At 61.7% G+C, this 24,005-nt stretch carries 20 protein-coding genes; 13 read left to right on the top strand and 7 right to left on the bottom strand.

Features of this window, described 5'->3' with window-relative positions:
- The first annotated feature begins 130 nt into the window (after window positions 1-130).
- The 3 genes from J3T95_RS02955 to J3T95_RS02945 all read left to right on the top strand — a co-directional run bounded on the left by J3T95_RS02955 (window position 131) and on the right by J3T95_RS02945 (window position 3,332).
- A complete protein-coding gene (locus J3T95_RS02955) occupies window positions 131-424 on the top strand; it encodes a DUF4193 domain-containing protein (protein ID WP_024627827.1) in 294 nt (97 codons plus the stop codon).
- On the top strand, window positions 424-888 hold the full coding sequence (gene dut, locus J3T95_RS02950) for a dUTP diphosphatase (protein ID WP_220237159.1): 465 nt from the start codon (window positions 424-426) through the stop codon (window positions 886-888). Before J3T95_RS02955 ends, dut begins: the two co-directional genes overlap by 1 nt.
- A gap of 83 nt (window positions 889-971) precedes the next feature.
- Window positions 972-3,332, top strand: a complete 2,361-nt coding sequence (locus J3T95_RS02945; protein WP_267450331.1) for a RelA/SpoT family protein — start codon at window positions 972-974, stop codon at window positions 3,330-3,332.
- Between the two features lie 203 nt (window positions 3,333-3,535).
- On the opposite strand, the gene J3T95_RS02940 is transcribed toward J3T95_RS02945, so the two are convergent.
- Window positions 3,536-5,035, bottom strand: a complete 1,500-nt coding sequence (locus J3T95_RS02940; protein ID WP_267450330.1) for a DUF349 domain-containing protein — start codon at window positions 5,033-5,035, stop codon at window positions 3,536-3,538.
- An 84-nt stretch (window positions 5,036-5,119) separates the two neighbouring features.
- Here J3T95_RS02940 and hisS point away from each other — a divergent pair, with 84 nt between their 5' ends.
- The 7 genes from hisS (at window position 5,120) to J3T95_RS02905 (ending at window position 14,751) form a co-directional block, all read left to right on the top strand.
- Window positions 5,120-6,505, top strand: a complete 1,386-nt coding sequence (gene hisS, locus J3T95_RS02935) for a histidine--tRNA ligase (protein WP_267450329.1) — start codon at window positions 5,120-5,122, stop codon at window positions 6,503-6,505.
- Window positions 6,506-6,544: 39 nt separating this feature from the next.
- The gene (gene aspS, locus J3T95_RS02930; protein WP_267450580.1) at window positions 6,545-8,347 is read left to right on the top strand and encodes an aspartate--tRNA ligase; all 1,803 of its coding nucleotides are present in this window, start codon (window positions 6,545-6,547) and stop codon (window positions 8,345-8,347) included.
- 188 nt (window positions 8,348-8,535) lie between these two features.
- Window positions 8,536-9,351: an amino acid ABC transporter ATP-binding protein gene (locus tag J3T95_RS02925; protein ID WP_324123848.1), complete on the top strand. Its 816-nt coding sequence runs from the start codon at window positions 8,536-8,538 to the stop codon at window positions 9,349-9,351.
- A gap of 43 nt (window positions 9,352-9,394) precedes the next feature.
- On the top strand, window positions 9,395-10,225 hold the full coding sequence (locus tag J3T95_RS02920; RefSeq protein ID WP_220237394.1) for a glutamate ABC transporter substrate-binding protein: 831 nt from the start codon (window positions 9,395-9,397) through the stop codon (window positions 10,223-10,225).
- A 1-nt stretch (window position 10,226) separates the two neighbouring features.
- The gene (locus J3T95_RS02915) at window positions 10,227-10,904 is read left to right on the top strand and encodes an amino acid ABC transporter permease (protein WP_220237162.1); all 678 of its coding nucleotides are present in this window, start codon (window positions 10,227-10,229) and stop codon (window positions 10,902-10,904) included.
- A 6-nt stretch (window positions 10,905-10,910) separates the two neighbouring features.
- The gene (locus J3T95_RS02910; RefSeq protein WP_220237163.1) at window positions 10,911-12,074 is read left to right on the top strand and encodes an amino acid ABC transporter permease; all 1,164 of its coding nucleotides are present in this window, start codon (window positions 10,911-10,913) and stop codon (window positions 12,072-12,074) included.
- Window positions 12,075-12,147: 73 nt separating this feature from the next.
- Entirely contained in the window at window positions 12,148-14,751 is a 2,604-nt protein-coding gene (locus J3T95_RS02905) for a DEAD/DEAH box helicase (protein WP_267450328.1), read from the top strand.
- 10 nt (window positions 14,752-14,761) lie between these two features.
- Here J3T95_RS02905 and J3T95_RS02900 read toward each other — a convergent pair whose 3' ends face one another.
- Both J3T95_RS02900 and J3T95_RS02895 read right to left on the bottom strand, forming a co-directional pair.
- The gene (locus J3T95_RS02900) at window positions 14,762-15,487 is read right to left on the bottom strand and encodes an amino acid ABC transporter ATP-binding protein (protein WP_267450578.1); all 726 of its coding nucleotides are present in this window, start codon (window positions 15,485-15,487) and stop codon (window positions 14,762-14,764) included.
- An 86-nt stretch (window positions 15,488-15,573) separates the two neighbouring features.
- Window positions 15,574-17,088, bottom strand: coding sequence for an amino acid ABC transporter substrate-binding protein/permease (locus J3T95_RS02895; protein ID WP_267450327.1), 1,515 nt, complete (start codon window positions 17,086-17,088; stop codon window positions 15,574-15,576).
- A 270-nt stretch (window positions 17,089-17,358) separates the two neighbouring features.
- Here J3T95_RS02895 and J3T95_RS02890 point away from each other — a divergent pair, with 270 nt between their 5' ends.
- Both J3T95_RS02890 and J3T95_RS02885 read left to right on the top strand, forming a co-directional pair.
- Window positions 17,359-18,753 (top strand): replication-associated recombination protein A, encoded by a 1,395-nt coding sequence (locus J3T95_RS02890; RefSeq protein ID WP_267450326.1) that lies wholly within the window; start codon window positions 17,359-17,361, stop codon window positions 18,751-18,753.
- 185 nt (window positions 18,754-18,938) lie between these two features.
- On the top strand, window positions 18,939-20,336 hold the full coding sequence (locus J3T95_RS02885) for an MFS transporter (RefSeq protein WP_267450577.1): 1,398 nt from the start codon (window positions 18,939-18,941) through the stop codon (window positions 20,334-20,336).
- A gap of 132 nt (window positions 20,337-20,468) precedes the next feature.
- On the opposite strand, the gene J3T95_RS02880 is transcribed toward J3T95_RS02885, so the two are convergent.
- Entirely contained in the window at window positions 20,469-20,909 is a 441-nt protein-coding gene (locus tag J3T95_RS02880; protein WP_220237165.1) for a MarR family winged helix-turn-helix transcriptional regulator, read from the bottom strand.
- A gap of 427 nt (window positions 20,910-21,336) precedes the next feature.
- Between J3T95_RS02880 and J3T95_RS02875 the strand changes: the two genes are divergently transcribed.
- Window positions 21,337-21,915 carry a haloacid dehalogenase-like hydrolase gene (locus J3T95_RS02875; RefSeq protein WP_220237166.1) on the top strand — a complete coding sequence of 193 codons (579 nt, stop codon included), beginning with the start codon at window positions 21,337-21,339 and terminating at the stop codon, window positions 21,913-21,915.
- 33 nt (window positions 21,916-21,948) lie between these two features.
- Here J3T95_RS02875 and J3T95_RS02870 read toward each other — a convergent pair whose 3' ends face one another.
- Genes J3T95_RS02870 through J3T95_RS02860 form a run of 3 tightly spaced genes read right to left on the bottom strand, consistent with a single transcriptional unit; the run spans window position 21,949 to window position 24,004 of the window.
- Entirely contained in the window at window positions 21,949-22,995 is a 1,047-nt protein-coding gene (locus J3T95_RS02870; protein WP_267450325.1) for a Gfo/Idh/MocA family protein, read from the bottom strand.
- Window positions 22,961-23,452 (bottom strand): very short patch repair endonuclease, encoded by a 492-nt coding sequence (locus tag J3T95_RS02865; protein ID WP_267450324.1) that lies wholly within the window; start codon window positions 23,450-23,452, stop codon window positions 22,961-22,963. Before J3T95_RS02865 ends, J3T95_RS02870 begins: the two co-directional genes overlap by 35 nt.
- 12 nt (window positions 23,453-23,464) lie before the next feature.
- Window positions 23,465-24,004 (bottom strand): peptidylprolyl isomerase, encoded by a 540-nt coding sequence (locus tag J3T95_RS02860; RefSeq protein ID WP_267450323.1) that lies wholly within the window; start codon window positions 24,002-24,004, stop codon window positions 23,465-23,467.
- Between the last annotated feature and the right edge of the window lies 1 nt (window position 24,005).

The raw sequence follows: 24,005 nt of genomic DNA, 5'->3' as shown, positions 1-24,005 counted from the left end.
CTTAGGTATTTCCATTGTGCCCTACGGTTGGTATTTTACGTGCTTTTGAAATCGTGTATCCTATGCGCAGTACATATCGTGTGAATGACCGGCGTACGAGGTGGCTGGTCGAACAAGGAAAGGGTACACGATGGCACAGGATTACGATACCCCGCGCGACAAGGACGAAGACGAGGAATCCCTGCAGGAGCTTGGCAAAAGCGGCCAGGATGCCGGGGCTGACCTTGACGACGACGAGAACGCCATCGCCGAAGACTACGAGCTGCCTGGTGCAGACCTGAGCAATGAGGACTCTTCGGTGACCGTCATTCCCATGCAGGGTGATGAATTCATCTGCTCCAACTGCTTCCTGGTCAAGCACCGGAGCCAGCTGGCCTACACCACCCCCGACGGCAAGCCCGTCTGCAAGGAGTGCGCCGCCTGATGGCCTATGACGAGTCCTACAACGAGCCTGAAGCGGTCGAGGTCCTGTTCAAGTCCTTGAACGGGTCCGACGTGCCGGAATACGCAATGCCCGGCGATGCAGGGGCTGATCTGCGTGCCAGGGTGGATGTAGATCTGGCCCCTTTCCAGCGGGCGTTGGTGCCCACTGGAGTGGCCTTGGCCTTGCCCAACGGCTACGTCGGCTTGGTTCATCCGCGCTCGGGACTGGCAGTCAAAATGGGGGTGACCGTGCTCAACGCGCCCGGGACCATCGATGCCGGGTACCGTGGTGAAATCAAGGTTCCGTTGATCAACCTGGATCCGCATGAGTCGGTCCACTTCGACCCAGGGGAACGCATCGCCCAGCTGGTCATTCAGCGTTACGTGCAGGCCCGTTTCGTGCCCGCCGAACGCCTGCCTGGTTCTGTGCGTTCGGATGGCGGGTTCGGCTCAACCGGCCGCTGAGGCACCCTTCGGACACGGGCAGCCTGAATGGGCTAGGCGCAAGTGTAGGATTGGTGCATCATATCGCTACATTGGAGGCTTGAATGGTCACTCAGGAGGGCAGCGTCTGCAGCAACGATGTCGGCGATCAGACCCCTTCTGGCCTGTCCTCCAGAGCCTTGGGATGTGAGGTCAGCGACGATCCGCTCAACCCCCTAATGCCCATCTGGGAGATTTGCGCCGCCCATCATCCGGGCGAGGATCTGTCCATGCTCCAGCGCGCCTACGATCGCGCTGTGGTCCAGCATGCCGACCAGAGGCGCAAGTCCGGCGAGCCCTACATCATCCATCCGCTGGCTGTGGCACAGATTCTGGCAGACCTGGGCATGGGGCCCACGGTGGTTTCGGCTGGTCTGCTGCACGACACTGTGGAGGACACCGACTACACCCTGGAGCAGTGCAGGGACGAGTTCGGCGACACGGTGGCCGGCCTGGTGGACGGGGTCACCAAAATATCCAAGATGGACTATGGCGATTCGGCCCAGGCCGAGACCATCCGCAAGATGATCGTGGCCATGAGCCGAGATGTGCGCGTCTTGGTAGTCAAGTTGGCCGATCGGGTCCACAACGCCCGCACCTGGCGCTACGTCAAGGCTTCATCAGCCCAGCGCAAGGCGCGCGAGACCCTGGATGTCTATGCGCCCCTTGCCAACCGGCTGGGCATGAACGCCATCAAAACCGAATTGGAAGAACTCAGCTTCAAGACCCTCTATCCCAAGATCTACCACGAAATCGTGGTGCTGGTCTCCCGCAGGGCGGGCCAGCGGGAGGTCTATCTGAAGCAGATCCTGGACGAGATCCACGAGGATCTGGACGCCCAAGGCATCAAGGCCCAGGTGACCGGACGGCCCAAGGACTATTTCAGCATCTACCAGAAGATGATTGTGCGCGGGCACGATTTCGCTAACATCTACGACCTGGTCGGGGTGCGGATCATTGTGGACACCATCCGCGATTGTTATGCGGCCCTAGGCGCCGTCCATGCCCGCTGGAGTCCGGTGCCTGGGCGGTTCAAGGACTACATCGCCATGCCCAAGACCAACCGCTACCAGTCCCTGCACACCACGGTGGTAGGCCCGGGCGGCAAGCCGGTGGAGATTCAGATCCGCACCTGGCAGATGCACCGTCGTGCCGAGTTCGGCATCGCCGCCCACTGGAAGTACAAGGAGAACGGGTCTGCCGGCCGCGAGCTTTCCCAGCCTGACAAGTCCGATGTCAAGCGTGAGCGCCAGGAGGGGGAGCTGAGCCAGGAGGACAACCTTACCTGGATCCAGCAGCTGGCCGACTGGACCAGCGAGACTCCTGACTCCAATGAATTCCTGGGCTCCTTGAAGGATGATCTGGGCTCGGCCGAGGTCTATGTGTTCACTCCCAAGGGCAAGATCATCTCCCTGCCGGCCGATTCCACGCCGGTGGACTTCGCCTATGCCGTCCATACCGAGGTGGGCCACAGAACCATGGGCGCGCGCGTCAACGGCCGTCTGGTCCCCCTGGATACCAAGCTGCGCAACGGGGATACGGTGGAGATCCTGACCAGCAAGTCGGACACCGATGGGCCTTCGCGCGACTGGCTCAGCTTCGCCAAGAGCCCCCGCGCCCGCAGTAAGATCCGTCAGTGGTTCAGCAAGGAGCGCCGTTCGGAGACCATCGGAGAGGGCAAGGACGAGCTGATCCGCGCCATGCGCAAGCGGAATCTGCCCGTGGCCACTCTGCTTACCCCCGAAGCCATGGTGGGGGCTGCCGACGAGCTTAACTATCCCAATGAGAATGCGGTCTACGCCGCCATAGGCGACGGACAGGTCTCCACTCAGAATGTGATTTCCCGGCTGGTCAATGATGCCGGCCGGTCAGCCCTTGAGGACGAGGTGGAGCAGGAGGCCATTCCCCTGCAGCGGGTCACCAAGTCCAGCCGGCCGGAGACCTCCCAGGGGATCTCGGTCAAGGGTGTGGACGATGTCTGGGTCAAGCTGGCCCGTTGCTGCACCCCAGTGCCGGGAGACCCCATCACCGGGTTCATCACCCGCAACCAGGGCGTCTCGGTCCACCGGTCCGACTGCCAGAATCTTCTGGACCTGCGCAAGAAGCAGCCCGAACGGATCATCGAGGTCTCATGGACGGGCAAACAGGGCACCTTTATGGTCCAGATCCAGGTGGAGGCCCTGGATCGGCCCCACCTGCTCTCGGACATCACCCAGGTGCTGTCTGACCACGGTGTCAACATCCTGTCGGGCAGCCAGTCCACAGGCCGGGACAGGGTGGCGATCAGCCAGTTCGTCTTCGAGATGGGCGACCCCCAGCACCTGAACACCCTCCTGTCGGCTGTCAGGAAGATCGACGGTGTCTTCGACGCCTACCGGCTGACCGGAGCCAAGGGTTCGACCAGTCCGCATATGCGGGCCATCTGACCGTCCCTGCAACCACCTCTATGTCCGCTTCTCTCTACCCTCTTGCGAGGGCATCCTTCCCGCGGTTCTTTCGAATTGATCACTTGTTTTAAGCCTTGGGGATTCACCGGTCCAGAGTCTCAACGACGGTTATAAACGATGGCTACAAAAAGACCCCCAGTGGTCAATGACCAGCCCGGGGGTCCTAGCGGCAACTGCTGCGATCAGCGCACGGCGTTCATCCACTGCTCCTTGGTGGCCTTCTCGGCCTCCAGCTTTTGCTTCTTGGCCGGATCCTGCTCAGCGGCGATTCGACGGTCCAGGTCCTCAAGCTGGGCGGCCAGCTGCTGCTCGAAGCTGGAGACGCGGGCATCTGCCTCGGGGTCAGACTGGTTCCAAGCCGCATCCTCCACAGCCTTGATCTGCCGATCCACGGCATCCATCCTGCCCTCGATCCGGCGCACGTCGTCACGGGGGACGAAGCCGATGGCGTCCCATTCCTCCTGGATCTTGGCCAGTTCCTGCCGGGCCTGCTTGGCAGCCTTGGTGTCTTTAACGGGCAGCAGGGCCTCGGCCTTGGCCACCAGGGCCTCCTTCTTAGTCAGGTTTTCGCGCTCGTTGACAGAGGTCTTGTCCCGGTCGGCCTGACGGGCGTTGAAGAAGACATCCGCGGCCTGACGGAACCGAGCCCAGAGGGCATCGTCATCCTGGCGCCCTGCCCGTCCAGCCTGTTTCCAGCGGTCCATGAGCTCGTTGAACTGGTGGGAGGTGGGTCCCCAGTCGGTCGAGTCCTTGATCTGGTCGGCCTCAGCGATGATCTCCTCCTTGATTCGCTTGGTCTCGGACCGCTGGGCATCACGCTGCTGGGCCCACTTGCGGCGGGCCTGGTTGAAGGTGGTGCGTGCGGAGGAGAAGCGCTTCCAAAGCGCGTCCGCGTCGGCCTTGTCGATGCGGATGGTGGTGCGCTGGTGGTGCTGCCACTGCTCGAAGAGGGAACGGAACTTGTCCGCTGTGGAACGCCAGTTGGTGGAGTCACCCAGGGAGGCGGTCAGCTCTTCGGCCTTCTCCACGATGGCGGTCCGCTCCTTGATGGCCTTGGCCATGGCGTCCTTGCGGGCCTGCGCCAACTCAGCCTTGCGGGCCTGACTCTGTTCAGCCAGCTGGTCCAGCTGCGTGCGGAGGGCGGCCAGATCGCCGATGGCCTCGGGTTTGCTGGTCTCCTCCTTGAGCGAGGCCATGGACTCGTCGATTTCGTGGGCCTTGATCTTGGGGCTGCGCAGCCTTGAGGCGAAGAGGTTCAGCTTCTCCTTGAGGTCTAGGTATCGGCGGGCGTAGAGGTTCAGGGCCTCCTTGGCATCGGCATTGGGGAATTGGCCTACCTGGCGCTCCTGATCGCCCTCGCGGACGAAGACGTTGCCTTGCTCATCCACCCGGCCGAAGGCTTCAGCCTTGTCGATCTCCTCCTGGCTGTAGGTAGGGGCGGCTGGAGCGGCCTTGACGTGAGGAGCCTTGTGTGCCAGAGCCGCAGGGGAGGGAACCGCCTTGGGCTTTACCGGCTTGGGCTCAGCCGGTACCGGTGCGCTCTGGGTCGGCGCATCCTCAGCAGAAGCAGTCTGTCCGGCTTCGGGCGTCGTCGCAGCGGCGACCTGGCCCTCCGCGTCCGCGGTGTGCTCCTCCTGCGGTGTCGAGGTGTTCTCGGGTGTGATGGCGGTGTTGTCGGCCATGGCCAGCTCCTTAGGCTTGTGTGTTGGGGAGATCGCAAAATATGGCAAAACCATTTTCCTTGACCTCCTATAGTATAGGTTCTTATGGCAAAAGGCACATCTCTATCCGGTTTCCCTGAATGGCTTCCTTCACAAAGAGTGGTGGAGCAGCGCATCATCGACACGCTCCGCAAAGTCTTCGAATTGAACGGCTATATCGGCATCGAGACCAGGGCTGTAGAAGAGGGCTCCAGCCTGCTTAAGAAGGGGGAGACCAGCAAGGAGATCTACCTGCTCTCACGACTGCAGGACCTGGGCCAGGAGAAGGATGTGCCGGTGGAGCGTCGGCTGGGTCTGCATTTTGACCTGACTGTGCCGCTGAGCCGCTATGTGGTGGAGCACAGCAACGACTTGACCTTCCCCTTCAAACGCTGGCAGATTCAGAAGGTCTGGCGAGGGGAGCGCCCCCAGGAGGGACGGTTCAGGGAGTTCGTTCAGGCTGATATCGATGTGATTGGCAACGGGGTGTTGCCCGACCACTATGAGGTCGAGGTGCCCCTGGTCATGCTGAGCGCCCTGGAGGGGCTGCGGGCCTTCGGACTGCCCAAGCCCACCGTGCACGCCAACAACCGTAAGCTCTCCGAGGGATTCTACCGGGGCCTGGGTCTGGGGGACGTCGAGGGCGTTCTGCGCGAGATCGACAAGCTGGACAAGATCGGCCCTGACGAGGTAGCCAACTTGCTGGTCAGTGAGTGCGGTGCAGATCAGGATCAAGCCAGGGCTTGCCTGGATCTGGCCGAGCTGACTGCCGACGACGGCAAGCAGCTGCGCCAGCGGTTCGATGCCTTGGTCAACAAGGTTGGCATCGATAAGGAGTCTTCTTCATATGCCCTGGCCATCGAGGGGCTGGAGACGCTGGCCATGATCATCGACGAGGCCGCCCGCATCCGGCCGGGCTCGGTCATCGCCGACCTGAAGATTGCCCGCGGTCTGGACTACTACACCGGCTCGGTCTACGAGACCTTCCTGGAGGGGGCGCAGTCCCTGGGCTCCATTTGCTCCGGCGGCCGTTATGACAACCTGGCCAGCCAGGGCAACCGCACCTACCCGGGTGTGGGGCTGTCCATCGGGCTTTCACGGCTGCTCTCCTTCCTGCTGGCCCATGGCGTCCAGGCCTCCCGGGTCTCTCCGGCGGCGGTCATGGTCGCCGTCTGGGACGAGGAGGATCGCACCGCCAGCAACCACATCGCCCAGGACCTGAGGGCCAGGGGGATAGCTGCCGACGTGGCTCCCACCGCAGCCAAGATTGGCAAGCAGATCCGCTATGCCGACCACCTGGGCATCCCCTATGTCTGGTTCCCAGCTAAGGAGGGCCAACAGAAGGGCGACCAAGTCAAGAACATCATTACCGGCGATCAGACTCCGGCCGACCTGGTGTCGTGGACGCCGGATAGCCTGTATGCCCGGCAGAGTGTGGAATACCAGGCCTGACGCAGGGGCAGGCCGAGCATTATGGAGGTACAGGAAAGCATGGGCCAGTCGGCTTACAGAACGAGCTACGCCACAGATGTCACGCAGGATATGGTCGGTCGTCAGGTGACGGTGGCCGGATGGGTGGATCGCCGACGTGATCACGGAGGCGTGGCCTTCATCGACCTGCGTGACCGCTCCGGCCTGGTGCAGATCGTCATCTATGACGAGGAAGAAGCCCGCCCCCTGCGCAGCGAGTACGTGATCCAGGTCACCGGCAAGGTCCGCGAACGTCCTGAGGGCAATGACAACGAGCATCTGTCCACCGGGCACATCGAGATTGTGGCCGATAAGATCGAGGTTCTTGCCAAGTCGGCCGCCCTGCCCTTCCAGGTGTCCACTGCCCTGGAGAACGAGGCCGAGAACAAGCTGCCTGGCGAGGATGTGCGGCTGCGCTACCGTTATCTGGACCTGCGCCGCCCCTCCATGCAGCGCAACATCCGCTTGAGAGCCGCCATGAACCGGGCCGCCCGTGCCGCCCTGGACAAGATGGACTTCTGCGAGATCGAGACACCGACCCTGATCAAGTCCACCCCCGAGGGTGCCCGCGACTTTCTGGTGCCGGCCCGTCTGGTGCCCGGATCCTGGTACGCCCTGCCGCAGTCCCCCCAGCTGCTCAAGCAGCTGCTGATGGTGGGTGGCTTCGAACGTTACTACCAGATTGCCCGCTGCTACCGCGACGAGGACTTCCGTGCTGACAGGCAGCCTGAGTTCACTCAGCTGGACATCGAGATGAGCTTTGCTTCCCAGGAGGATGTCATGGCCATGGCCGAGCAGGTCATTGCCGAGGTCTGGAAGGCTGCAGGATACGAGGTCACCCTGCCCATCCCGAGGATCAGCTGGCAGGAGGCCATGGACAAGTACGGCTCCGACAAGCCCGACCTACGCTTCGGCAACCCCATCGTCGAGCTGACCGACTACTTCAAGGACACCCCCTTCCGGGTCTTCCAGGCCCCCTACGTAGGTGCCGTGGTCTACCAGGGCGCGGCCAACCTGCCTCGCAGACAGTTCGATGCCTGGCAGGAATGGGCCCGACAGCGGGGCGCCAAAGGCCTGGCATACGTCCAGTTCACCGGCGATGGCACCCTCAAGGGTCCCGTGGCCAAGAACCTGTCTGATGCTGAGCGTCAGGGCCTCAAGGAGGCCGTGGGTGCCTCGGATGGCGATGCCGTCTTCTTCGCAGCCGGTCCCCGTGAGGCCTCGCAGACCCTGCTGGGTGCGGCTCGTGTGGAGATCGCACGCCGCCAGGGGCTGCTCAAGCCCGACGAATTCGCCCTGACCTGGGTGGTGGACTTCCCGCTCTTCAAGCCCACCGACGACCCGGATGACGACGATGTGGCCGTGGGCCATTCCAAGTGGACTTCTATGCACCACCCCTTCACCATGCCCTCGGCTGAATGGATCGACCGATTCGACAAGGATCCCGAGCATGCCATGAGCGACTCCTACGACATCGTCTGCAACGGCGAGGAGATGGGCGGCGGTTCGGTGCGTATCCACCGCGACGACATCCAGGACCGGGTCTTCAAGGTGCTGGGCATCGGCCCCGAGGAGGCCCAGGAGAAGTTCGGCTTCCTGCTGGAAGCCTTCAAGTATGGCGCTCCGCCTCACGCGGGAATCGCCTTCGGCTGGGACAGGACCGCTCAGATTCTGACAGGAGCGGACTCCATCCGCGATGTCATCGCCTTCCCCAAGTCCGGCGGTGGTCAGGATCCCATGACTGGGGCTCCGGCGCCCATCTCCGACCAGCAACGCGCCGAGACCGGCGTGGACTGGGAACCGGATCAGGAGGATGCCGACTGAGCGCACTTCGTCACTGATTGACCGACCAGAGTTTACAAGGGCTGGAATCCTGTAGGATACCGGCCCTTACTGTTTATGCGCGTTTATGCGCCAGGGAGTTAATCAGTCGCGCTTGGCCAAAGGCTCCGCTTTCCAGCAGAACCGTTTCTATGGCCGTTCTGCAACAAAGGATGAGTAAACTGCCCAATATGAGAGAAACAACCAAACATCCGTCGGAGCGGATTCTGCCGGAGAAACCGGCCTCGGAACGCCCCGTCAAGTACAAGTCCGGGCCGCTGGTCGAGCTGGCCCACGTCGAAAAGCATTTTGGCCGCCTGCACGTCCTCAAGGACATCAACTTGCAGGTCGACACCGGCGAGGTGCTGGTGGTTGTCGGACCCTCGGGCTCCGGCAAGTCCACCATGTGCCGGACCATCAATCGTCTGGAGTCCATCGACTCCGGTGTCATCAGGATCGAGGGCGAACCCCTGCCCCAGGAGGGACGCGACCTGGCTCGGCTCAGAGCCGAGGTGGGCATGGTCTTCCAGTCCTTCAACCTCTTCGCCAACAAGACCATTCTGGAGAATATGACTTTGGCGCCCATCAAGGTGCGCCACATGCCCAAGAAGGATGCCGAGGACCTGGCCATGGACCTCTTGGCCCGGGTGGGCGTGCAATCCCAAGCCTCCAAGATGCCCTCACAGCTCTCCGGCGGCCAGCAACAGCGTGTGGCCATCGCCCGCGCGCTGGCCATGCAGCCCAAGGTCATGCTCTTCGACGAGCCCACATCAGCGCTGGACCCGGAGATGGTCAACGAGGTGCTGGACGTCATGATCCAACTGGCCCAGGAGGGCATGACTATGATCTGTGTGACCCACGAGATGGGCTTTGCGCGGCAGGCCGCCGACCATATCGTCTTCATGGCCGATGGGCGCATCCTGGAAAAGGACGACCCCGACGACTTCTTCGATCACCCCAAGACCCAGCGGGCCGCCGACTTCCTGTCCAAGATTCTGGCCCACTGAAGCAGGAGGGAAGCATATCCGCATGAATGCAAGTATGCATGGCATGGGCCGGCCGCTGAAACGGCTGGCCAGGAATCTGACCGCGATCCTGTGCGCTCTGGGTTGTCTGGTCTCACTGGCGGCCTGCGGCTCTGACAAGGAGGCAGGCAAGATCCGGGTGGGCATCAAGTTCGACCAGCCTGGTCTGGGCTTCAAGAAGGCCGGGACCTATGTTGGCTTCGACGTGGACGTGGCCACCTACATCGCCGGCAAGATGGGTTACAGCGCCGACGACATCGTCTGGAAGGAGGCCCCCTCCAAGCAGCGGGAGGCCATGCTCCAGAACGGCGACGTGGATATGATCCTGGCCTCCTACTCCATAACGGACGAGCGCAAGCGGGCGGTCTCCTTCGCCGGACCATACATCGTGGCTGGCCAGGACCTGCTGGTGCGCAAGGAGGACCATCAGATCCGCGGCCCCGAGGACCTCAATGGCAAGCGCCTGTGCTCGGTGACCGGATCCACCTCGGCCGTCACCGTCAAGAAAAAGTTTGCCAAGGAGGTCCAGCTGATGGAGCAGCCCGGCTATGCCGAATGCGCCACCGCCCTCTTCTCCGGCATCGTCGATGCGGTCACCACTGACGACATCATCCTGGCCGGGTTGGCCTCCGCCTCCCGGGGAAGACTGCGGCTAGTGGGCAAGCCCTTCACCCAGGAACACTACGGCGTGGGCATCAAGAAGGGCAATACCAAGCTGGCCCACAAGATCAACATTGCCTTGGCTGAGATGGAGGCCAACGGTTCCTGGCAGCGGGCGCTGGAGAACAACACCCGGGGCACCCACTACAAACCCGACCCCCGATACAACCCGCCTAGGCCCATGGAGGGGGAGTGAGATGTCAACCATCATCGAACTGTTTTCCGACTACGACATTCCAGCAGCCTTCTGGGTCAATATCCAGCTGACCCTCTGGTCGGCCCTCTTCTCGCTGATCCTGGGCATCATCCTGGTGATCATGCGTATCTCGCCCATCTCATCCCTGCGGGCCGTCGGCCGAGGATATGTGGAGTTCTTCCAGAACATGCCTTTGACCATCATCATGGTCTTCATGGTCCTGGGGGCCTTCGCCCAGCTCAAGATCAGTTTCTCGCCGGTATTCTCCGTCAACTTCTTCTGGCTGGCGGTGACGGGCCTTTCCCTTTATACGGCGGCCTTCGTCTGCGAGTCTCTGCGCTCGGGCATCAACACGGTGCCTCTGGGCCAGGCCGAGGCGGCCCGCGCTCTGGGGCTGAGCTTCTTCCAGTCGGCCTCGCAGATCATTCTGCCCCAGGCCTTCCGTGGGTCGGTGGCGCCCTTGGGCAACACTTTCATTGCCCTGCTGAAGAACTCCACCGTGGCTGCAGCTGCCTCCGTGGCCTCCGAGAGCTCCTCCCTGATGAGCGAGATGATCGAGTTCCACGCCAATGCCATCGTGGCCATCTTCCTCATCTTCGCCCTGGGCTATGTGATTCTGGTTCTGCCCATTGGGGCTTTGACCACGTATCTTTCCAACAAGCTGGCAGTGAGGAGGTGAGCGGCCATGTCACAGGACAATGAGAGTTCGTTGCTCTTTGATCAGCCCGGTCCCAAGGGCCGGCGCACCATACGAATAGTCAACTGGATAGCTGCCGTCATTTTCGCCATAGTGGTCATCCTGGTGCTGATGAGGCTCCACAACCCACCGGAGGGTGAGAACCAGCTGAGCTGGGAGCTCTGGCGCCCGGCCCTGGACTACGAAGCCTGGTCGGACTTCTACCTGCCCGGGCTCTGGCTGACCATCAAGGCCTCAGTGGTTGCAGTGATCGGCTCGGTCATCTTTGGGTTCATTTTCGGCATCGGCCGTTTGCTGCCCAACGGGTTGGTAAGGGCAGTCTCAGGCATCATCGTGGAGTTTTGCAGGGCAGTCCCGGTGCTGATGATGATGATCTTCTTCTGGCGTTGGTTCGCCTTTGCCGGAATCAGTCAGGCCTCTTACTGGGCCGTCGTTCTGGGCCTGATCCTCTACAACGGCTCCGTGGTGGCCGAGTTGATCCGCTCGGGAGTGGGCAACCTGCCCAATGGCCAGCGCGAGGCCTCTTTGGCCTTGGGGTTGACCAGGACCCAGTCCCTGATGCAGATCGAGGTTCCCCAGGCCGTCTATGCCATGTTGCCGGCGGCTGTGACCCAGCTGGTCGTGGTTCTCAAGGACACGGCTCTGGGCTCCATCATCATGTACACGGATCTGCTGCAGGAGTCCCGTCGTCTGGGCTCCATGTACTTCAACATCCTGCAGACCCTGGTGGTGGCCTCTGTGGTCTACTTCTTCGTCTGCTTCCTGCTGTCCCACTTCGCCCGCTGGTTGCCCGAGAAGATGCAGGAGCGCACCGCCGCCCCCGCCGACTTCGTGGAGCCGGTCGCGCCCGTGGCCATCATGGATCCCTCCAATGTCAACCAGATAGCCGTGGCCAAGGAGGTGGACGAGGACCGGTACGGCGGTGCGCCGTTGCAGTACCATGCACATCACCGTGGATCTAACGCCTCCATTCAGCACTGGAGGAAGACCCGCTACATCCAGGGCTATGACAGGACCCAGCCCGACACGCTGGTGGATCCGCACAAGGGAAGCCTGGAGATTCCGGATTTCCTCAAGCCTGGACGCGGCGGCCGCTCCGATGGCGAGAAGAAGGACGAGGGCAGGAATCAAGAGGGCAGGGACAAGGACTGACAGTCCTCAGCTCCTATGATCCGAAGCCAGTCTCCGGCCGGACTTGTGTGCCTGGCCGGATAGACTGGTGGGCATGGTCCAAGAACATGCTGTTTCCTCAACCGCCTCAACTGACCAGCCCGCCTCCCTGGGCGACCTGGTACCCGAAGCGGGAGGCCCCCGCAATCTGACCGAGGATCAGATCTACGACCGCTTCTTCTCCTGGGTGGCTTCCCAGGGCATCACTCCCTGGCCACATCAGGAGGAGGCTGTTCTCTCCCTGGTTTCAGGAGACCATGTGGTTCTGTCGACCCCGACTGGCTCGGGCAAGTCCATGGTGGCCCTGGGCATGCACTTCATCGCCCTGTGCACCGGACGCCGCTCCTATTACACGGCCCCCATCAAGGCTCTGGTTTCTGAGAAGTTCTTCGACCTGGTTTCAATTCTCGGCCGCGATCGTGTGGGTATGATCACCGGCGACACCCACATCAACACGGATGCCCCGGTCATCTGCTGCACTGCCGAGATACTGGCCAACCAGGCGCTCCGGGAGGGCAAGCATGCCGATATTGGCTGCGTGGCCATGGATGAGTTCCACTATTACGGGGATCCAGACCGTGGCTGGGCCTGGCAGGTGCCCCTGCTGACCCTTCCCGATGTGCAGTTCCTGCTCATGTCGGCCACCCTGGGCGACGTGGATCAGATTGCCCGGGACCTGGAGCGCAAAACTGGGGTGAATGTGGACATCGTGGCCGATGCCCCCCGGCCGGTGCCGCTGGATTACCGTTATGTGGACACCCCGCTGCCTGTCACTGTGGAGTCATTGATGTCCGATGGTGATTCGCCGGTCTATATCGTTCATTTCTCCCAGGACGCCGCCCTGGAGACGGCCCAAGCCCTATCCAGCACGGGGGTTTCCGACCGGGGGCAGCGAGACCGGATCAAGGAAGCCATGGCCTGCACTCGTTTCACCACGGCTTTTGGCAGGATTCTGCAGCGCTTGTTGCGCACCGGCGTCGGGGTCCACCATGCGGGCATGCTGCCTAGGTATAGGCGCCTGGTGGAGCAGTTGGCCCAGGATGGCCTTCTGCCGGTCATCTGCGGCACGGACACTCTGGGGGTTGGCATCAACGTGCCCATCCACACCGTCCTGCTGACCGGGCTGACCAAGTTCGACGGCTACAAGATGCGCCGTCTGCGAGCCAGGGAATTCCACCAGATCGCAGGCAGAGCCGGACGCATGGGCTTCGATACCAGTGGCCTGGTTGTGGCCGAGGCGCCCGAATACGAGATAGAGAACGCCAAAGCCGTGGCCAAGGCTGGCAACGACCCAAAAAAGCTCAAGCGGATCAAACGCAAGAAGCCCCAGGAGGGGTTCGTCACCTGGGGCAAGGGGACCTTCGACAAGCTGATCGAGGCCCGTCCCGAGACCTTGACGCCGCACCTGAAGATCACCCATGCCATGGTCCTCAACGAAGTCGACCAGGGCGGGGATGCCAGAAGGCGGGTGGAGGATTTGATCGAGGATTCCCGTCAGACCCCGCAGCAGAAGGAGCATCTGCAGGACCGGGCCGACGAGATTTTCCAAACCCTAACCGACACCGGAGTCATCGAGACCGAGCGGAACCCGGACGGCGGCCTGGACTACTTCACGACCGTGGATCTGCCCGAGGACTTTGCCCTGGACCAGCCCCTCTCGCCTTTCCTGCTGGCCGCCCTGGAACTGCTGGATCCCGAGGACCCTGATTACGACCTGGATCTGCTCTCCATGGTCGAGGCCACCTTGGAGGATCCTCGGCAGATACTCAAGGCCCAGCAGCGGCAGGCCCGCGATGCGGCCATCCAGCAGATGAAGGAGGATGGCCTGGAGTATGAGGAACGGATGGAGCGCCTGCAGGAGGTGACCTGGCCCAAGCCCTTGGAGAACCTGCTGGGGGAGGCCTTCGACCGCTACCGTCGGGACGTTCCCTGGGCCAACGACTATGAGATCCGTCCTAAGTCCGTTCTGCGGGACATGATCGAGACGGCCTCGGACTTCAACGGCTACATCGCCCGCTACGGAATATCCCGGTCGGAGGGGACCCTGCTGCGCTATCTGTCCGATGCTTACCGGGCTCTGAGCAGGACGGTTCCCGAAGAGTTCATGGATGAGCGGCTGGAGGACATCCTGGCCTGGCTGGGACTGATCGTGCGCTCGGTGGACTCCAGCCTGGTGGATGAGTGGGAGGCTGCAGGCAGGGCCGCAAATGGCGAAGTCACAAGCGGCTTGGATACCGCCCCGCCCAAGGTGGAAAACCGGGTGGTGGCGGACCGGCGGGGACTGGCCCTGCTGGTCCGCAATGCCATGTTCCAGCGGGTGGAGCTGGTGGCCGCCGACCGGCCGGAGGCCCTGGCCGACCTGGATGCAGACTGGGGATACGGCATACGAGCCTGGGGCGACGTGCTGGACGACCTCTACCAGGATCATGAGCAGATCCTGACCGATACTCAGGCCCGGTCTTCGGACTTCTTCAGCCTGGATGACCGGGACGAGCGTCAGGGGCACACCTGGCGGGTCCAGCAGATCTTCGACGATGTGGAAGGCGAACGTGACTGGGGCATTGCCGGCATCGTGGACCTGGATGCCACTCAGGAGAACGGTCAGGTGGTCTTCAGGGAATACCGGGTGGGTCCCATCGAGGAGCTGATGGACATCTAGACCCAGATCCTTAGAGGACCTTGGAAAGGAAGGACTGCAGCCGGGGGCTCTGCGGATGGCTGAAGATCTGCTCGGGCGTGCCCTCCTCCTCGATGATCCCGGCATCGGTGAAGATCACCCTGGAGGAGACCTCCCGGGCGAAAGCCATCTCGTGAGTGACCAGAATCATGGTCATGCCGCCCTCGGCCAGGGAGCGGATGACTTCAAGAACATCGCCCACCATCTCCGGATCCAGGGCCGAGGTGGCCTCGTCAAAGAGCATGATGTCCGGGTGCATGGCCAGTGCGCGGGCGATGGCCACACGCTGCTGCTGCCCGCCTGACAGGTCCGTGGGCCGAGCGTCCGCCCTCTCTTCCAAGCCGACGATTTCCAGCAGGTCCAGGGCCTGCTGCCGGGCATCCTCCTTGGGGGTCTTGTGCAGCATACGGGGGGCCAGCATGATGTTGTCGGCCACGCTCATGTTGGGGAAGAGGTTGAAGTGCTGGAAGACCATGCCCACGTGCTCGCGTAGCTTGTCAATGTTGGTCTTTGGATCGGAAATGTCAATTCCATAGACGCTGATCGTGCCCGAGGTCGGCATCTCAAGGGCGTTGATGCAGCGCAGCAGGGTGGACTTGCCCGCGCCCGAGGGGCCAATGATGGAAATGACCTCGCCCGGCTTGACCTCCATGTCGATCCCCTTGAGGACCTCAGTGTCGCCGTAGCGCTTGTGCAGGTCGCGGATGGATACGGCCATCTGGGACTTTCCCTGGCTGAGGCGACTTTGGTTCTGACGGATGCGACGTGTCAGTCGTCCGGTGTCCATGTCCGGGTCCTCGAAGTTCATCGGTGCAGCCTCCTATCGAGCATATTGGCCATCCAGGTCAAGGCGCTGATGGCGACGAAGTAGATGACTCCTACCATGAACAGGGTTTCGGTCACGCGGAAGTTGGCCGCGTAGATCTGCTGGGCCTGATAGAGCAGTTCGCCGAAGCCGATGGCCAGCAGCAGGGAGGAATCCTTGAGCATGATGACTAGCTGGTTGATGATGGAGGGCGTGGCGATTCTGACGGCTTGGGGCAGGATGACCCGGCGCAGGGCCATACGACGTGTCAGGCCCAGGCTGCGGGCACCCTCCATCTGCCCGACGTCAACCGAGTCGATGGCCCCACGCACGATCTCGACCAGGTAGGCTCCGGAATTCAGGGACAGTGTCAACGCGCCTGCCAGCCAGATGCTGATGCGGTGGCCGATCAGCTGGGGGACGCCCAGGTAGAAGAAGAAGGCCCAGACCAGGACGGGTGTACCTCTGAAGACCGCTACGTAGATTCGGGCAATCCAAGACAGGATACGGTTGGGGCTGATTCGCCATAGTCCCAGGATGATGCCGATGGCCAGAGCGATGACGAAGGCTATGGCCGTGATGGCCAGGGTGTTGCGCAGACCCAGCATCAGGGAAGGGAAGGCCTGGCGGACCAGCCCAAAGAATCCTGGCCGGGAGGCGGAGGCACTATTGCTGGAATGGCCGCTGCCCACATAGGAATCGACCAGTTTTTTGTAGCTGCCGTTGGCCTTCATCCTGGCCAGACCCTCGTTGAAAGCTGCCACGAACTCCTGGTTCTCGCCCTTGCGGACGGCCGCTCCGTAGGAGGCGCCGGGCTCCTTCTTGGTCACAGTCTTCAGCCCGTTGCCTTGGGCGATGCCGTAGGCCAGGACCGGATAGTCGTCGATAACCGCCTGGGCATTTCCGGACTTGACCATCTCATACATGGTGGAGGACTGGTCCACCGCCTTGACTGTGAAACCGTACTGGGCTGCCCGCTGCTTGGCGAAAGCCTCGCCCTCGCTGCCCGTCTTGACGGCCACCACGGTGCCGCGCAGATCCTGGTAGCTGTGGATCTGGTCGTTGTCCTTGGCGATGGCCATCTGTACGCCGGAGTCGAAATAGGGGTCAGTGAAGTCGTAGACCTGCTTGCGCTGGTCGGTGATGGTCATGCCGGCTATGACCACATCGGCCTGTTGGGAGTTCAGGGCTTGAAGGGCGGCGTTGAATCCCAGGGACTGGACCTGCACCGAGAACCCCTCGATATCGGCGATTTTGCGGATCAGGTCCATATCGATGCCGACCAGGTTCCCGGACGAGTCACGGAACTCAAAGGGGGCGAAGGTGGTGTCGGTGGCGACACGGAAGGTGCGTCCATGGACCGCCTGCGAGGCGGGGGAGCTCTGGGCCGCCTGCGCCGGCGTGGCCAAGGGGGCGACGATCAGGGCTGAGAGCCCCAGGACCAGGGCGAGCAGGCCCATGGTCCACCTGCCTGGACCCGAGGTCCATCCCTGGCGAACATGCTTGGCGATCACTGGCGATTCTCCTTATTGTTCCGACCTGTGCCGGTCCCGGTTTTTCCCAGGCGGACGGCTTTGCTGCTGCCTATGGCCTTCCTGAAGATATTCAGGTTGATGACCAGTAAACTGTACACATACCGTGTTTCCGGAACCCAACTACGCGCTGGGCGATACGGCCATATGAGTTCCCAGTCTAGCGCGTTCGTCCTTCTGATTGCGGCAGATGCAGGCTTATGCTGGTGAGGGCGGGGAGCCATAGGGGCCCCGAGGAACGAGGTATTGCATATGGTTGATGATCTCTTCCAGGCGGCGGATCCCCCCGAGGAACATACCCTGCCTCTGGCGGTCAGGATGCGGCCTAGGAGCCTGGACGAGGTGGTCGGCCAGGATAAGGTCACGGCTCTTGGAACACCGCTGGAGCGGCTGGCCCGGTCGGATCCGAACAACCGTCTGACGGCTCCCAGCTCGGTCGTTCTTTTCGGCCCTCCAGGGGTGGGCAAGACCACCCTGGCCTACATCGTCGCCCGACAGTCCGGGCGGCATTTCGAGGAGCTTTCGGCTGTCACTTCGGGGGTGAAGGAGGTGCGGCAGGTCCTCGCCCAGGCTCGGGAGCGGCTGGTCAGCCAGGGTCAGGAGACGGTCCTCTTTATTGATGAAGTCCACCGTTTTTCCAAGTCCCAGCAGGATGCCCTGTTGCCCAGCGTGGAGAACCGGGATGTGACTTTCATCGCAGCCACCACCGAGAATCCCAGCTTTTCGGTCATTGCCCCCCTGCTTTCCCGCTCGGTGGTGGTCAAGCTGGAGGCCTTGGACGACCAGGACCTGGCCAAGCTGGTCCGCAGGGCCGTAAAGGACCAGCGGGGGCTTAAAGACCAGGTACGGCTGGATCCAGGGGCTTTGGACCAAATTGTGCGTTTTGCCGGAGGCGATGCCCGCCGGGCCCTAACCATTCTGGAGGCTGCGGCTGGAGCGGTCACTGAGGACGGGCCTCGTGCTAAGGGTGCGCGTCGGCCTCTGATCAATGCCAAGGTGGTCTCCTCGGTCATGGACGTGGCCGCCGTCCGCTATGACAAGAAGGGCGATGATCACTATGACGTGGCTTCGGCCTTCATCAAGTCCATGCGGGGGTCCGACGTGGATGCGGCCCTGCACTACCTGGCTCGGATGATTCGGGCAGGCGAGGACCCGCGCTTCATCGCACGACGGATCATGATCGCCTCCGCCGAGGAGGTGGGCATGGCCTCTCCTGAGGTGCTGGAGATTACGGTCGCGGCTGCCCAGGCTGTGGCCATGGTGGGCATGCCAGAGGCCCGGCTGATCCTGGCCGAGGCGGTCATCGCTGTGGCCACGGCACCCAAGTCCAACGCCTCCTACCTGGCCATCAACCAGGCCCTGGAGGACGTGGACGCCGGGCATATCGGCCAAGTCCCCCTGCACCTGCGCAACGCTCCCACCAAGCTGATGAAGGCCTGGGGCAACCACGAGGGCTATCAGTATGCCCACGATGCGCCGGATGCAGTGGCGGCTCAGCAGTACATGCCGGACGAACTGGTCGGACGACGCTACTACCACCCCAATGATCGGGGTTATGAGCGTCAACTGGGCCCCCGTCTGGAAGCCATCAGGGCCATCCTGGACAGGGCCGCCGGGCCGGAGGGAAACGCCGGGTCTGGGCAATGACCGTCCAGACTCCTATACTGGGCACTCAATAGACGTTGAATAGTCACACAATGACCGAAACGCCGCAGGGTCCAGGCCTTCCGTATTGACGGTCGCCAAGCTCCCACGAGGAGTCTGTCGCCGTCGGCAGGTCTGGCATGAACGCATGAGGCTTGGCTGCCTTATGCACGGGCGCGAGGGTGACGATGTCGACAGCGGTCATTGACAAAGCAGACATATCCGAACAATCCAAGAATTTCGGCCTCGCTGAGGACGACTTGGCGGTCCGCGAGATTACCCGGCGAGTAGACAATGCTCGTGAATCGGCTACTTTTTACAAGATTGTGGCCCTGGTGGCCGCGGGCATGCTGATGGACAGCATCGATGTCTATGTGGGCAGCGCCGTAGCCAGTTCGGCCTTGAGCACCGGGTGGTCCACGGTCGCCCAGAATTCCCTCTTCCTGTCGGCTGGTTTCCTGGGGCTCCTGGTGGGCTCGCTGCTGGCCGGGTTCATTGGAGACCTGCGGGGTCGCAAGACCGCCTACCAGATCAACCTGTTGCTCTTCGGCGGCTTTACTCTGCTGGGCGCTCTGGCTCCGAACATGGCCGTCCTCTCGGCTTGCCGTCTGGGGGCCGGGCTGGGTCTTGGCGCCGAGATCGTCACCGGATTCTCCATGGTCAACGAATTCGCTCCCATCCGGCACCGCGGCCGTTGGAGTGCCATCGTCTCGCTGGTGGCCAACACCGGAGTGCCCCTAGCCATGCTCCTGTGTGCCTGGATTATTCCGCGCTGGTCCTGGCGGCCGCTCTTCGTGGGCATTGGCCTGGCGGCTGCGCTGATCTGGTATCTGCGGCGCGACATTCCCGAGTCTCCCCGCTGGCTGGCCCTGCACGGGCGGATGGGCGAGGCCATCCAGGTGGTCGAGCTTCTGGAGGCTGGCAATGGCCGGGAAGGGTCAAGCTCCGATTCAGTCGGGGGTTCCGCCCACGCTGGGAAGAATGATGGCGTTGAGGCACCTGCCAAGGCATCGGGCAGTATTGTCCGCGGTCTGATTGTGGCCACCGTGGCAGTTTCGGCTACCAACGTCTGCTCCTATGCTTTCACATCCTGGGTGCCCACCATCCTGCTCAAGCGGGGCATAGATCTGAGCGGATCCCTGTGGATCAGCACCCTGATGATGCTGGGTGCCCCCATGGGCTGCCTGATCGGATCCCTGCTTCTGGACCGGATCGGCCGCAAGCGGATCATCGTCACGGCCTTCCTGCTGACAGCGGTCTTCGGTCTGCTCTACGCCGTGCAGACCAGCCAGGTCACTGCCATTCTGGTGGGCATTCTGCTCATGGGCAGTCTTTACGTCCTCATGTCGTCGGTGGTGGCCGTCTATGCGCCTGAGCTCTTCCCGACCACAGTCCGATTCCGCTGCGTGGGCATCGCCAATGCCATTGCCAAGCTCTGCAATGTGCTCATGCCCGTGCTCATCGGTGCCATGCTCAGCCAATGGGGGAGCACCTCAATCTTCGTCACCATCAGCCTGGTGGCTCTGGCTTCCATGCTGGTTGTGGGTCTGGTGGGCTGGGAGACTTCCGGCCGTTCGGTGGGCTGACAGCGGCCGGCGCAAGGGTGTGAAAAGTCTGAAAAGCAAGGGGCCTGGCATGAGCTTGGTGCCGTCGTGGGGCGGCCAAGGAATCGGCCAGGTCCTTTTTTTTCAGTAAGGATCCTTTGCCGGTAAGAGGAATCAGAGCTGGTCGGCCAGCAACCGGTTGTAGACGCAGCGCAGCTCGGTCTGGAAGGTCTCGGGGTCAATATCCGGATTCTGCTTGAACAGGTCGATCCACCAGTTGTTGACCGATCTGATCCGTTTACGAGCTATATCTGCGCCCGACCTGGTCAGAGCAATGATATTGACCCGATGATCGGCAGGGTTCTGTTCGCGGCTGACCAGGCCCAGGGCTTTTAAAGCTTTCAGGTCCCGGGCCAGCAGGCTGGGGTCTACGCACAGGTCCCGGGCTATCTGGCGCTGGCTGAGGCCTGGATGATCGTAGAGATATACAATCAGATCACCTTGGGTGCCCCGTAAGGTGGAGTCGCCTGTGTACCGGCTGGCATCGTTGCGTGCATGCCGGTAGATTCCGGCTATGCAACTGCTCAGGTTGTGGTAGTGACTCTTCTTCAACATCGTTGCTGCCCCCTAGCTGGTAAGGATGATCACAGAGTTCGGCGGGCATGATTGACCCATGGACCCCTTCGGCGCCGTTCCCCCTCCAAGTCTCTTTCCGACAACTCCCAAGCTTCTGCCCGGCACGGACGACGCATTTTTCATCATATCAATACCGTCGACACCATGGGGATGGTCCACGATTCAGACACCGGCCAACCAAGCCATGATTTCCCTGGTGTCGATCCTGCTCGAAGTCTTTCAGCGTCGATTATCCGGGGATTTGCCGCCTGCTCCAGGCTTGTGGGCTAAAAAAGTGTCGCTTTGTCCATCCAAACAGGTAAGCATCTAACAGGGCGGGGTTGGCCGTGGTCGGGGACTATCACCGTCATTGCTCAACGGTGTGCTAGAATATTCCTTTTCGCCACGGGATCTGGAAAGGATCGGCATGCGGGTATTGGACTTCGACGGCACCATCTACGATGGCGAAAGCCTGCTTGACTTCTACCTGTTCACTGCTCGCAAAGATCCACGCGTGCTGCACTACCTGCCGATTGCCCTCTTCTATGCCGTCCGATACCGCCTGGGCCGGGTCACCCTGGAGCAGCTGGACTCGGCCATGCGTCGGGTGGGCTCGCGCTACCTGCGTCTGCTGACCTCGCGTCCTGGCTTTGACATGGACCTGCTGGTCAGCCAATTCTGGGATGCCAACATGCACAAGATCATGGATTGGTACACCCCCCAGGCCGACGACGTGGTGGTGACCGCCTCCTTCGATCTTGTGGCGGGGGAGGCCTGTCGTCGACTGGGCATCACCCGCTGCATCGGCTCCACCCTGGATTTGGAGTCCCTGACCGTGGGCTATCTCAACTTTGGACCCGATAAGCCTCTGCACTTTCAGCGGATCCTGGGTCAGGAGACGGCCGTCGACGCCTTCTATACCGATTCAGCCTTTGATTTGCCCATGATTGATCTTGCCAGACGGGCCTACCTGGTCGAGCATGGCCGTGTTCGCCGCATCAAATAGGCAGGCTGGTCGCCATGGCTTTTATCAGTTGGTTCATGATTCGAAGGGAAAGGCCAATCCCCACTGGCGGCGCAGTGAGTCCATGAGCCCCATGATGCGCAGGGTGTCCTTGTGGGGCATCTGGGCGCACTCGGTCTTGCTATCCAGGATGGCCTGTGCGGCGCTGGCCACCTCGTACTCATAACCGGTAAGCTGGTCAGGGATGGGGTAGTGCTTCTTCAGCTTGTGATCAGCGTCGTACAGGTCGATGGACTCCACATTGTTGATATTGATGCACTCCAGGTAGCCTCGGTCTCCCCAAATGTCGCCGGTCCGGTCGCTGGCTGAGACCATGGAGCTGGTCGCTGCGCCCATGGATCCGTCCTGGTAGAAAATGGTCGTCGAGTTCTGGCTGTCGACGCCTTCCGGGCTGCGGACCCAATCCGTGCAGATCCGTTCGATGGGCTTGGGTCCCATGACCATGTCGATGAAGTTGAGGGGGTAGACGCCTACGTCGAGCAGGGCGCCTCCGGCCAGGGCCGGGTCGGTCATTCTGGCCTTGTCCACGGTCACATATCCCAGGTTGGCGGTGACCGTTCTGACGGTGCCGATGCCGCCTGAGGAGACGATGTCGTCGATGATGGAGCGCGAGGGCATGTATCTGGTCCAGATGGCCTCGGTGCAGAGCAGACCGGTGCTCTCGGATGTCTCGATGACCTGCCTGGCCTGAATGGCGTTGGCAGCGAAGGACTTCTCGACCAGCACGTTCTTTCCCGCCTTCATGCAGGCGATGGCCTGCTCGGCATGGAGGCTGTGAGGCGTGGCGATGTAGACCAGATCCACATTAGGATCGTCCAGGAGCTCCTGGTAGGAGCCATAGGAATGTGGGAATCCATATTTTTTGGCGAATGCAGCTGCGCGATCCCCATCCCTGGAGGCCACGGCGTAGGGGGCGACCAGATGGCTGTATTGCCGGTTTTTGGACATCAAGACCACTGTCTTGGCCAAGGCATTGGCTATCCGTCCGGCACCGAGAATGGCGAAGTTGACCCGCATGCCCTTCTGCTCAGCTTCTCGCCGCTTGCCGTTCAATCTGCTCATCCTTGGCTCCTTCGTTTGGATTGCCGTTTTTTGTGATGGCCTCATACAATTTCCGCAGCGTTTCCCGGGCATGGTGTGCATCCAGCTGGCACTCCCAGACCGTGAAAACCCGCCAACCCATGGCTTTCAGCTTTTTGCCCTGCTCCTGATCCCGCAATCGGTTCCTCGTCAGCTTTGTGGTCCAGTACTCTACATTGGATTTGGGAATGGAAAATCTGTCGCAGTCCTGATGCATGTGCCAGAAACAGCCATTGACGAAGACCATGGCGCGCCACTTAGGCAGAACCACATCAGGATGGCCCGGATACCTCTTGTCGTTCTTGCGAAACCGCAGACCGCGCGAGAAGAGGTAGGACCGGACCTGGCGCTCTATTGATGTCTCCGTGCCCCTGATGCGGGACATGGTATAGCTGCGTGTGCCGGGCTGGAATCTGCTGGGTGTCTTTTTTGAAACCATCCCCGGCATGGCTCAGAGGATTTCGACGCTGTTGATGAAGACCGGTTCAAGGGGACGGTCGCCTGAGTCGGTGGTCACGGCATCCAGCTTGTCGACCACCTTCCGGGAATCCTCATCGGCAACCTGGCCGAAGATGGTGTGATGTCCGTTCAACCAGGGGGTGGGCACAGTGGTGATGAAGAACTGTGATCCGTTGGTGCCGTGAGTCTTTCCTGTGACGGGGTCGCGGCGTAGCCCTGCATTGGCCATGGCGAGCTTGTAGGGTTCCTCAAAGGTCAGGGATGGGTCGATCTCATCGTCAAACTCGTAGCCGGGGCCGCCTGTGCCGGTGCCGAGCGGGCAGCCGCCCTGGATCATGAAGTCCTTGATGATCCGGTGGAAGGTCAGACCGTCGTAGAAAGGGTCCTGCCGCTTCTGGCCCGTCTCGGGATCGGTCCACTCTTTGCGGCCTGAGGCCAGATCCAAGAAGTTGGCTACGGTTTCAGGTGCCTGATCGCCAAAGAGATCCAGGCGAATATCGCCCTCTGAGGTATGCATGATGACTGTGCTCATA

The sequence above is a fragment of the Bifidobacterium sp. B4079 genome, assembly GCF_026537385.1.
GTDB classification, from domain to species: domain Bacteria; phylum Actinomycetota; class Actinomycetes; order Actinomycetales; family Bifidobacteriaceae; genus Bombiscardovia; species Bombiscardovia asteroides_I.
The sequence above is the reverse complement of the archived record's forward strand: the minus strand, read 5'-3'. Positions and strand labels throughout refer to the sequence as shown.